The following is a 13060-nucleotide window of genomic DNA, read 5'->3' as shown; positions in this document are numbered from 1 at the left end:
GACATATAAACCAGCTTATTTTCTCCAACTGGTTTATCTAGCTAATGCCTGTCCCTGTATTTACTATTTTGACATATAAACCAGCTTAATTTCTCCAACTGGTTTATCTAGCTAATGCCTGTCCCTGTATTTAGTTTATCTAGCTAATGCCTGTCCCAGTATTTTCATCCCGGTGGTATGTCCTTCATATATGACCCGGAGTTTCCGTTTCATTATTTTCTGACGGCACAAATTTTTGAGGTTTAGAATTCCAACCATTCCAAAAAACCCACAAGCTTCCACAAGAAGGGCACTTAATAAAACTACTCATTTCAATATACATCTCATCTATATTAATCATTCCTGAGTACTTATCTAGATCATCATCCGAAATAAACTTCCATTGGTGAGGGTTAGGTATTTGACCTAAAAATATCCTCTCACCACAATCACACCTTATTGAACTCATTTATCTAATACAATCACTTCTAAAATATTATTATACCCATTCCCCCGCAGTCGCCCCACTATATCGCCAAGTTGATCTTGTGTTGCAGTAGATTTCCTCAAATCAAGCACAACCCCTAAACTCTGACCATTCGCCTGCCCATTCTTATCTTTTATATTCCTCATAATATTATTTAGATTACTGGTTGTAGGTGTATAAACATCATATGGAATACCATCAACTACAAGATCAGTTGTCCTCACGCCGTCAACAGTACTCTCCCTTCTTAAATGCACATTGGCTCCTCGACTGGCCATGAAATAGGCTGAATCTATTTCAGATTGAGAAAAATCTCCATCTGGATCAATTTTCAATCTTCCTTTGGTAATTTTTTCCCCATTAGTCTTCTTAATTCCTTTATACCACTTTCCAGCTCTATAAACTAAATATGCCCCCGCTGAAGCAGCAGCTCCATATACATAATTCATAGGATTGGTTAATTCTATTTCTATGAATTCACCAATCGACCCTAATATTGCACTTCCTCCTTCTTGCACTGGTATATATTCTGGTATGTGAACTTCTCCTTCACATACTCCATGTATTAAACATTTAGTGTTCAGATTTCGGCCTGCTTTTGCCAACATTTTAGCATCATTAATAATATTGCTTTGGCTTTCAGTCTCAGCTACGTCACTCGATGACTTCGCTTTGTTGCCATACGAAGTCACACCATTCCAAAGACCAGGAAATCTTGTTTTTAATTTCCCTCGTTTCTCTTTCTTTTCAGGCCTTTTTGCTGGTTTTTTATGTCTTTCACAATCAACTATGCATCTATCTGGAATATACCCAGTTGGATCTGTTCCAGATAACGGATTATTCAAAATGTATGAATATGGGTTAATACCTTGACTGGTCACACCATGTATAAACGGATCAACACTCAAAAACCGCCCATTATTAAAATCATACATCCGCCCATTCATATGAATCAATTCAAACTGATCCAAATGTTCATGATCAGTAAACCCCCGACGTGTAATATCGAGTGGCCCATTTTCTGTGTCATTAAAATCCAGCTCAGGAACTGTCATGGCCGACCAGTCATCACCGTTTCTGGGCTTACCAAACACATCGTAGCTCATCGTTTTGATCAGTTGACCTGCGTTGTCGATGATTTGTGTGGTTGAACCCAGGCGGTCTTTTTGTAAATAGTGTCTGACCAGCTCTTTAGTGGGTTTGAGGGTCACACTGAGGTAGTCACTGACCTGTACTTTCAACTCCTGGTGCAAAGAATTCAGATCGATGCGTTCCTCAAAATACGGGCCTGCATACAGTGTGATGGCACCTTTTTCAACATCACCGTTCTCATCATAATCAGCCTCGTACCTCAAAAAACGCTGTTGGTCGACACCGTATCTGAAATAGATCTCTGAGAAACCTTGTCCAACAGGTGGCATGATTTTAGAATGTACCAACAGGTTATTGGCATCATAAACATAACTTGTGTCGGTGGTGGAAACATTGTTTGTCAATACATCATGGATGCGATTACCTTTGGGGTCATACTGGTGGGTCAGAGTACCACCGGCATTCAACTCTGATCTGGTGATGGCATTCGGGCCTGCGGTGTTTTCACCATAGACCTGGGTATCGGCATAATCAGTTTTCTTGACCAGGTTACCCAAACCGCCAGTCTCATCATAGCCATATTCAATCGCTGATTGACCTTCGACTGTTGAGAACCTGATGCGTTGTAGCTCATCGTATTGATAGGTTTCCGATGGGGGCTCGGGAACATTGGTATCAGTCAATGCCTGTCTGGTGATGTTGCCCCAGGCATCGTACTGGTATTCAAATTGTTGATAAGGACCGTTAGCGCGGGCATTTTTGATCGAGCTTATCTGACCGTTGTTGTAGTGATCAAACGTGGTCTGATAGGCCCCAGCCAACAAGCGGTCTTTCACCTGTCCTTTGGGATCAATGTCGGTGATTTCTAACAGCAGGTTGCCTGATGGATTTTCGGTTTGTTTGTGCAAGGTGCCGAACCAGTCGTAATGATTCACCACTGAATAGAACGCATCGACTCCGACACTCACCCCTTCCCGGTTGTACGTGGTTTGTTTCAACAGGTTCAGTGATGGGTTGTCGTAATAACTGTATTGGACGTAATAATCCCCACCATTCAAAGTGGCGGTGTCATTCAAGCCAGCCAACAGGTCAGTGATGGTGACCCGGTCTTCCAGCATCCTGCCAAATGCATCATATTGATAAGCTTTGTGTTGAGCCAGGTTGAATGCAGTGGCATTCTGCGCATCACCGCCCAATAAATTGGACAGGCGATACTGATCACACAATTGAGTCGCCGTTCCACAGCCGCCATAGACAAAGCTGTCCTGGTAAGACAAGCCATCGGCTGGTGGCACATTAAACTGATCGACATTCCAGAACTTGGTGGTCACCCGGCCCAGATCATCATAGTAGCTGTAATTACCGAGTAACAGCGGTTGCTGAACGGCATCCTGTTCAATGATGACTTCACCAAAGGCGTTGTACTGGAAGACTTTTTCACCCATATTGGGGTCTGTGACCCTGGTCTTGCGGCCCAAATCATCGTATTCAGTGATGATGGGGTTGCCCATGTTGTCACTGATGATGAAGGGCTGGCCTGCTGAATCATACCAGTAGGTGGTGCGGTAATTTTTCGCATCAAAGGTGTGGCGCAACTTGCCCTGGCTGTCATAGGAACGTGCCATCAACAATTCATCAATTCCGGTGGCACAATTGGCACCGGTGTTCCGGGCACTGATGGTGGTGAACCCATTGTCTGTGTCGTAATCGGTGTCACGCCAGCAGGCCTGACCCTGACCAGTGACATCACCGACAAAGGCCCGTTTCCGGCTCAGCCGGCCCTGTTCGTCATAGCGGTTAAACTGGTAGGTGTGACTCAATAGGCCACCGGTCATTGAGGTGTCCACAAAGGCATCGGTGCTGATTTCCAGCTGACCCAGTGGGTTGGTTAATGACAAGGCGTAGACCACGCCACCGGTGTGTTCGGTTTGGGTCAGCACCGGCTGGCCTTTTTGATCGTGGTAGGTGAAGATGATCGGGCTGCCTGGTTGTCGGGTTTCCGTGACGAAACTCACCACCGGGGCTGAATCATGTGACGAATAACTGCCATTGATGTAAAAGCCACTGAGCAGATCCAAGTTACTCGTCGGGTCAGCGGTCTCTTTGGTTTTGATGTTTTGGATCGTTTGATTGACGATGTTTTGCGCATCTGTACACAGGGTGCTGACAGCATCACAGGAAACCATGGCTGTCTCAGCAGCTGCACTCAGCGGCGTGTCATCAATTAACTTCACCTGACTCAGGACCGGCAAGCCAAATTCATCGTATTCAGTCTCACTGACCAAACCATTGGGGTCGGTGGTTTGCTTCACCTGTCCAGTGGCCCTGTTATGGGCAAAGGTGGTGGTCAGGTTGCCACCATCCGATTGACTGGTGGAGCTGACCGGGAAGTAATATTCCCCGTCATAGCTGGTGGTAGAGACCCTGGATTGAACATCGGTGATGCGCACACCCGTATCATCAATCACATGGGTTTGGCCCTTGCTTTCGGTTCTGATGATGTTACCTCGGGTGTCATAGCCAAACAGCGTTTGATTGATGTCCACAGAATCCAGGGGGTGGTCACAACCATCCGGCACAGTTACACCAGGTGAGTACGTGAACTGACAATCCAGTGTCCGGTCGCTGTCATTCTTCCAGAAGAATTTGGAATGAACGGTTCTGGACAAATTTTGAGGCACATATACAGAATGTTCATCATCCAAAGTATTGCTTGATTCCACAATATTCGTTGTCACGGTTGTGGCATTCAACCGATCAATCCACCAACCACTGTTCAGCGTGGGATTATTTGCGGGATCATCGAAATTCCGAGTCGTGGTTGTGGTTTGTGTGGTCACTTGTTTCTTGGTGACATATTCGCCTTGCGCATTTCTGGAATCGGCAAAATCCACATAGTCTGTAACTGTTTCAGTTTTTAGGGTGACATTACCATAGCCATCATAATCCGAGTCAACGGTCACCACCGCAATCGGTTCATTGACTGTTTCACCGTACTGCGTTTGTACCACCAGATCGGTTGGTAAGAAGTAGACCCCTTTGAGGCTCAGTGTGCTCAGATTGTTGTGGTATTGGTATTCACTCTTGCTGATTTTTTTGTTTTCACCCAGGGAATAGGTTTCTACAGTGTCGAGGGTACCAGCCAGCGGGAAGACCTGGTTAAAGGTCGAGACCGACTTCATGCGGTTGAAGTCAGAGAAGGCATCGGGTTTGGTGATCGTTGTGATGGTCCTGAAACCCTGGAAACCACGCCCTCGGTTGTTATACACCGCTTCCTCATAGCCGTATTGAACGGAAGAGTAGTTTTTTGTGCTGAGGCTGTTATTGCTTAATTTGCTCACGCCATTGGTGCGCCTGATTTCAGAGACCACATACATCGATGAGTTAAAATAAAAGTATTCACCACCGGAACCGGCACCCAGGGCTTCATCCAGATATCCGTCGTAATCGTTACCGGCCTCACGTTCCGGCAAGCGATACAGCTCCAATTCTCTGTCCAGTTGTTCACTGATGCTGTGGTAATCCCATTCGACCCAATCACCGGTGGCAAAAACATCAACCCGGGTGAGCATGTCTGGCATGGGTTCCTTGTTATGGGTCTGTAACATCACGCCAGTGACATCCCACATTTCGGCAGCTGTGATCGCACCATCCAACTCTGAACCGGTGAACAACACCTGAGAACCTTGGGCAGCTGTACAGCCTTCCAGGACATAATTTTGCGGTTCACCCATACAACCGATGTTGGTTGTGAAGTCATTGAGGCCATCTCCGGTCACATCACCGGCACTGCCCCAAAACAGGGTGCTGTAAATGCCGGTGTCCTGCGTGTCTGTAACCAACAACTGACCATTTTGGATGTCAAAGGACAAGGCACTGTAGCCATAGACGCCTCGGTCCCACAAGGCATTCAACCCGCCTGCTTCTGTATACAGATCAAATCGATACTCATTATTATCATCGGTGTAACCTCTGGAACACAGCGAAGCATTGTCTCCACCTGTTCCGTTGAATGTGCCTGGCGGAATGGATTGTGGAAATTCTCCAGGACGCGAATCACAAGTATCCTCCAGACAACCTGCTCCGCCAGAACCAAACACATACTGTTGGTTGTTGATGATTTGTTCTACGGTCTCATCATTCACGAACGGGTGCATAGATGTACTTTCCATCATACTCATAAGGCTGTGGTCTTTGTTGTCATCACAAGCTACCTGATCATCACCACTCAAGCCATCACAGTAATCCTCTCCTTCACTGACTGAACGGGTGTTATTCACGATGGGAGTCACCATACAGCGGTTAAACACCAATTGATCCGGATTGGGATAGAGGATTTCAGCAACACCATCGGCATTGAGATCGCCCATCTTGGTCGAAGACCTGAAGACAAAGTTACAGTACCTGTGGGCACTGGGTGGATCAGAGGCATCCAGGTGATCACACACATTCCCTTGTGGTAGGAAGTTAAGAAAGTCGGTGTTGCTGTCGGCCAAAGCTGATTCTATGGTATCAGCAGAAAAAATCTTACCGTCATTTGGGTCAAAAACATCTCCTCCGGTATTCAATCTGACTTTCCAGTTGCGATAAATGTTTTTATTTATAGAGACCGTGTTATCAGTCTCATTGTAGGTTCTAAATCCACGATCAAAATACAGCAGGTCTTTCAGACCATCACCATTAACATCCTGAAAGTTGAAACTGTTGGGTCCAAATCCAGCGATGCTGTCTGGGCTGCAGGGATCCACTGCACCTGTGTCTTTTCTTTTACATTGAAACCCTGTTAAACCCAGCTCAGCAAAAGTCTTTGAACCCTGGACCACATGGTTGTCATTGGTGAAATAGATCTTTTCATTGACAATGTACGGCATCACAGGCACATCTTCACCCAACCAGGTGGGTTTTAATTTGGCCAAACGCCTCATGTGGATGTCAAGCAAACCGTCGCCATTGAAATCCTCGATGAATTCAATTTTGTCGTACAGGTACATTTCGATACCACCGGGCTCATCTTCCCGTTCGATCTTCGGTTCGATGCCACCCATCACCACCGAAGGTGCATCAAATGACAATTGGAACTGATTGCCGGTATCAAAACTGGATTGGTTTTCGAACACCAGCAGGTTATTTTTCAGTTGCCACCGTTCCATTCCGTCAAAGGACGCTTCATGCTTTTTCAATTGGATCATTACCACCAAATCATCCAGGCCGTCGTTGTTGACGTCCCTGACAAAAAATTCAGAGTTCAATGGATCCATGTAGTCTTCAGAATGATCAAAAGTAAAATTCTGTCCCCAACTGAGATTTCCTAATACTGTATCGGGGTCACCATTATTAATGCCTGTATTGATGGTGTGGGGGGTGAAGTAATCTAAAAAGTGATTCAGACAGTCATCACTCGGATCTGCATTGTTGTCATTACAATAAGCGTTGATGTCTTTGCTGGTGTCATACTCGTAGAAAATCAGCTCGAACTCTTGGGTTTCTCTTTCAATTTTCAGGGCAATCAAATCATTGATGCCGTCTGAGTTGATGTCACCGGCACCAAATTTATTGATGTGACGCAGGTCCACATTCGCCAGGTCAGGTGACTGCAACACCTTGGCCACAGCACCGTCCTCATTGAGGAAAATCAGGCCCGATGTCCTGGTCTGGGTGTCGTTTCTTGGACCAAAGCTCAGCTCCTTGATGCCATCACCATTGAAGTCCAGCGAGGTGGTCAGGTTGGTGATGTTTTTGGGAACAGGGTTCCCTGTGCTGTAGTATTGTTCAATCGCCCCCATGATGTTCTGATGGGTGAAGTTTCGCGTGGTCACAGGATCTGTGACCAATTGGTTGTCCCAGTTGTTCTGAGACCAGGTGGTTTTCAGCAGCTCTCTGTTATGGCCTAGTGTGTCATTGCCATACTCATCAAACCGATGTTCAGTCACTGTATCAAGCAGTAAATGGCCACTGGAATGAGAATTGGAGTAAGCCATGTCATATTGGGCGACTTTAACGCTGCCCAACATCACCTCGATCTTGTTTAACTTAACCGTCGATTCATAGAGCCTGCCAAAACGGTAAGACAGGTCTTTGTCGGTGCGTGACTGGTCATGGAAAAACCTCACCTTTCTGGAACCTTCGGTTTGTTGGTAACCGGTGTAAGTGATTTCTTTGAGCACCACTTCGTTTGCACCATAATTCAGATCATCGTAGTGATACATGATGAAATTGCCATGGACATCTTCTGATCGGGTGAGCATCCAGGTGGCGTATGTGTTATCCGCTCCAGCCTCACCAAAGGGTTCATAAGTGTTTTTGTAACCTGACTTGGTGTGCACAATGAAATCATCACCGGATGGTTTGATGCGGGCGAATGAGTCCAGTTCGGTGCGGTATTCTGTCTGTGTGGCGTCACTCCAATAGCTGCCATTCACCACTTTCAGTTTCTGGCCATCCAGACACAAGCGGTCATTGTCTGTGTAATCAACGGCATGGAATTGAGTATCCTGAGCAACCGTTTGTCCACAACGGGTGATCGCAGAACCCGCAGATACGGACCAGCCCACACCCATTTCGCCGTTACCGCCTTTGGATGAATAATTAATCGACAAATCTGGCTGCATGCCATTGCGCCCTGGTGGAATGAACAGCGGCACATGATAGGTGGCAGCACCACCAGAAACATCCCCGGATCCGGGAATCGGACCGATACCTGGTTCATGCACCAGTACCGCGTTTGGATACTCATCACCAACCATGACAGGATCTGCAGCTGCTGTGGGTGGGTCTATGTCATGAGCACAACCATTGGCGCTGGCACATACTTCGATCCACAATGGTGGCTGCTCTGCTTGTGCAATGGGTACCGTCTGTGATGGATCGTCATATGATCTTTTGTGTAATTGAAAATAATATGACCCATCCTGTAGAAAGGTACATTTGAAGCCAATGACCTGATACTGACTGTTTTGTCCGTCTGGAAAAGTTGGTGATTCACAATAAGGACTAAATATCAGCTCTTGATAGGGTTCATTCAAGCCCCTTCTGACCATGGGGATGATGTCTGCGACCTGTGTTTGACCGTTTTCCTCAAATGCAAAATAGTCATCGGTGTAGTAAGAGAATAAAACTTCACAAGGACCAGTACGATTGGGGTCACACCTGTTTTCTGTGAATTCATAACCCACCAGGTCATAGAAAATGCCATGAAAATTGGCCCTTTTTTCTATATCCAACATGCCATTTACAGCACCAAAATCGAGATCCAGATTCCTGTCAGGTACGCCTTCCATCGGTAAATCAACAGTTGCGTTGAGCCAGAATTGTCCGTCTTTGAATTTCTCAGGATGGTTGGGATCAAAAAACTGGCGACCAAAATTGCCCACCCCCTTCAAATTAGCTTCAAGCACATAATCCTTAGGCATGTGGCCTATTGGATTATAACCACGCTTAACAGCGCGCAATGTATAACCATTATCATCTTCCAAAAAATCATCGAAGTAACCACCATGGGTTTTCGGAGTACACGCTTGATGAAATGGAACTACGACATCCAAATCACCACAGGTTTGTGATGCCAACCAAACCGGTGCACCGGCTTCATCAAAGGTGGCAAACAACGAATTTTCCAGCCCACCCTGAATCCAGGTCAACATGGAGACTTTGGCTCCTGACAAGGGTGCTTCTGCTACCGTGATGCCATGTTGCCACAAGCCCTGATAGTGATCATCATCGTTGTTGGGACTGTAGCTGTTGTTCATGTTGGTGATGGCAATGTCTTCAATCAACAACACCAACTGCCCGGTGCTGTTGACTTCATATGGACCATCATTATCAGCCACTGTCCGCTGACTGAAGATGCCATCGATGTAATCCACGTCCAGTGTCAGTGTGGCATGTCTGTTGGAATTTGCATTGGTGGTTTGGGCATGACCGATGCTGAGTTGAACGTATGCCACCTCTAATTCCTCTGTGTAGCCTCCATTGGGGTAGTCGTCAGGATCATTAAGCCGTTTCACCCAATTGTGGTGGTACAGATTTCCGGCAAATACTTCATGGCCTTGACTGTCATGGGCTTTTTTCAAACGGGCTTCATACCAGGTGGGCGTCCAGTTGCCATCGACCTCGCGGTAGGCGAACCAATAACCCACCAGATCATAGGTACGGCCATACCTGCCATCCTGAGCGGTTTGATTCAAGCCATTGACCCAAAAGAAGTGCCAACCAGTTCCATCTAAATCTTCATTCCAGAATGAGCCCGGGCTTAAGCTACCAGGACCTCCTGAAACAATGCTATTGTAGGAGGAACTGATGTCATGATATTGGGAAACCGCTTGTTGGCCTGTTTCTACTGTACATCTTTGATCACCTGAATTGGGGTTAGATAAATCACCCGCATCACAAAATTTCAATGGCTCTGTACAACCCACGCCATTAACGCAAGCTTGAATGGACCAATGGCCATAAGGATGTGCAGCATTCATAACAGGCACATGAGTCTTATGACATACATTCACAGTGGTCCATACTGAATTTAAATTGTTGGAAAACTGATTGGCATCTACTTTGATGGTGTCTACATCAACCAATACACCGTCAATGGTTAATTGACATTTGGGCCGGTTAAATTCTTGAAAATTAGATCTATAGGGAAATGACTTTATGATGAAATATTCTGGTGTGACATCATTTTCAGGAGGCATTTGCCACTGCAACTGTCTCTCGTTATCATCGTCATTTGCAAATATGGGCTCAAGGGGTTTGGCAAGAAAATAAGGTGAGAATGTATCATCAATGACCACATCATTTCTTGATAAAGTGATTTGGACTGGTGATGTTTCTGTTGTACATTCATCTAAGGTTTCCGTTTTTCTACAGGCCCTCAATCTATACTGATAATGCCCCTCGGCCAAACGACTGAGTTCGATGGAGCCCTTTTCCACCTGATGTGTTGTGATTATTGACAAATCGCTGTCATCTTTGTCAAAAGCAGGAATGATGTGATGGGCAAAATCATCATCCTTTCTGCGGGGCTGATACTCCACAATCTCAATATAATCGACATTTCCCACCAAGGTATTATCATCAAAGGACCAGTCCAACCTGAATTTCAACTGACCATTCACTTGCTCCACACTGAACTGCTCAAAATTAGGCAGCTCTACAGTGGCATCAATGGTGGGTTGGGTGATGTTTAATGGCACAGATAAAGAACAACCAATGTCGTCACGACAGGCTTTCAAATAAAACGATGTACCGATGACTTCGTCTCTGCGCAATTCAGCAGTGTTCCAAACAACAGGGTTAAGCCCTGTTTCTGGCACATCGACTGTTGTAACCAAATAAGATCCATTACTTTGTGGCATGGTGGAATGGATTTCAAAACGATTGGGCTTGCCTTTACCATTAAACTGAGGATAGCTGAATTTAATTGTAAAATGGTGATTACCATCCGGATCAATCAGTGTCCAGTTGACGTTCTCAAAAGTCGGTGAAACCAAACCTTGAGCAAATGGGGCAGATACCCTGGTATTTCCATGACCACATTGAAAATCGGTACAGGCCTTTATCTGATACTCATCAGGCAGCAATCCAGATGTATTATCCACAATGAATGAAGTGTCGTCTGTCAAATCAACCAGGTATTCTTCTACAACTGCTCCATTGATGAATGAAATAATTTTGAGATGTGTCACTCCCCATCTTGCATAGTCCTGTAATTTATTTTGTTCCCAATCGATGTAATGGCGATTTGAAGCATCATCACTGTAAACACCAAAGAGACTGGCTGGAAATGCATTGGGCTTACATTGGTCAGGCAGGTTAATGATAGACATGATGGCGGTTGCTGGACAAAGTGGAATAACAGGATCATTCCCATTACCCAGTTGAAATGGGGGAGTAACCCAACTGGTATGATTAAATTCTGGAGCCGTGTTATCCAGGTACTCATAGTAAGTACCACAGATCAGGTTGTTGGTTCCTGAAATATTGGTTTGAACGGGTCTAAAATCAGGACTATTCAATAAACTGACTGTTCCCAGCAAGGGATTGTTATTGAGTTCTAAAAACTGAACTGGTCTTGAGTACGTTAAAGCAGCGATATTTGGAGAATCAGAAATATTTAAACTACAAAAACCAGATAAGTTCCTAAAATCTTGGACTGATTCTAGATTTCCACCCCTTAGCACCAAATTTTCTAGTCCAAGAATTTTCTCAAAGGCACTGACATTGGTTAATGCACTTTGTCTTACTTTGATGGTTCTGATATCCAAATCACCCATAGCCAGGAAAAATGAGTCACTGAGGTTGAATTGTCCTGATGAATTTTTGTTTCTGTCAATAACCAGGGTTTCCAGGCTGGTTTCAGCTGGAAATCGATCATTATTTTCCAGGTTGTTGTCATTCAAGTTCAGAAAGGTCACTGTTTCTGGTATGGCAGGTATATTTTCGAGCTGCATGTTTCTTAAAACCAGGATTTCCAAAGCGCTCAGTTCTGAAAGTGGGTCTCCTGTCTCGATATCTAAGTTAACATTCCCGGAAAGGTCTAACCATGTCAATGAAGACAAAGATTTGTACGACATAAATGTTGTATCTGAAATGCCAATGTTGTCTTTTAACCCCAACTGCACGAGTCCGCTTAAATACTGAAGTCCAACCAAATCATCATTGACAAGACCTTTATTGGTGCAGATTATGTTGGTGACATCTGTAACATCAGTCAAGTTGGTGTATTGATGATCTACGATGCATTGATACAAATTAGGAGCTATGGGCTGCAAATCTCCGACCCAAGTCACAGTACTCTCAACAATACCCGACTCAGCACCAGACCATCCACTGTTCATGCCTCCGCTGCTGGTTTCAGCGGTGCCGGCCAATGTGCTGGCTTTGCTGTTCAGGGAACTTGAGGTGGATTTGTATTTGGCTCTGACCTGAACCGTATAGTTACCGTCTTCCAGGTTTCTGAGTTTCAGTTTTTGTTTGACTTTGGGTTTGCCGTTGGCACGGAATTTGGCTTTGACTTTGTATTTCTTGAATGTTTGGCCATCCTTGGCGAGGATGACCCGGTAATTCTTCAGTTGAAGATCGCTGCCTTCAGGTAACGCTGGCGGTCTTTTCCAGGTGATGACGATGTGTTTATCCAGTGAACCGTTGACTTCACGGCCTTTGATTTTGACATTTCTGGGCATCGGTAACGCATCATTGCCGCCAGATTGCACACAAGATTCACTACATGATCCACTGTTGGTGACTTCACCGGAACTGTCCTCAGGTGGTTGGTTGATTTGCCATTCTCTGACCCGAAAATCAATTTCAGCCGCATCATAGCCACCTTCATCGGCCATCACATCAGCAATGATTTGTTGCATCACGGCATCTGGCACTTCGATGTCTGCCACAGCGATTGAGGAGAATATAAAAGCGAAAAACAGCAAAAACTTATTCATACCTGGTTCCTTATCTATTTAAGTATTTTGAGGAAGTGTTATTTTGCGGACAGGGTTCTCAAAGCTT

Annotated in this window: 1 protein-coding gene; it reads right to left on the bottom strand. The window is 45.3% G+C overall.

Annotated elements, in window-relative coordinates:
- Window positions 1-444 precede the first annotated feature (444 nt).
- Entirely contained in the window at window positions 445-12993 is a 12549-nt protein-coding gene (locus B0475_RS06360; RefSeq protein ID WP_077410923.1) for an RHS repeat-associated core domain-containing protein, read from the bottom strand.
- Window positions 12994-13060: the final 67 nt, after the last annotated feature.

Origin of the sequence: Marinicella sediminis (assembly GCF_002000055.1) — a bacterium.
GTDB lineage: Bacteria > Pseudomonadota > Gammaproteobacteria > Xanthomonadales > Marinicellaceae > Marinicella > Marinicella sediminis.
The sequence above is the reverse complement of the archived record's forward strand: the minus strand, read 5'-3'. Positions and strand labels throughout refer to the sequence as shown.

What these genes read in the sequence shown, in the direction of transcription:
- B0475_RS06360 (WP_077410923.1), bottom strand. Translation starts at nt 12,993, where the DNA reads ATGAATAAGTTTTTGCTGTTTTTCGCTTTTATATTCTCCTCAATCGCT.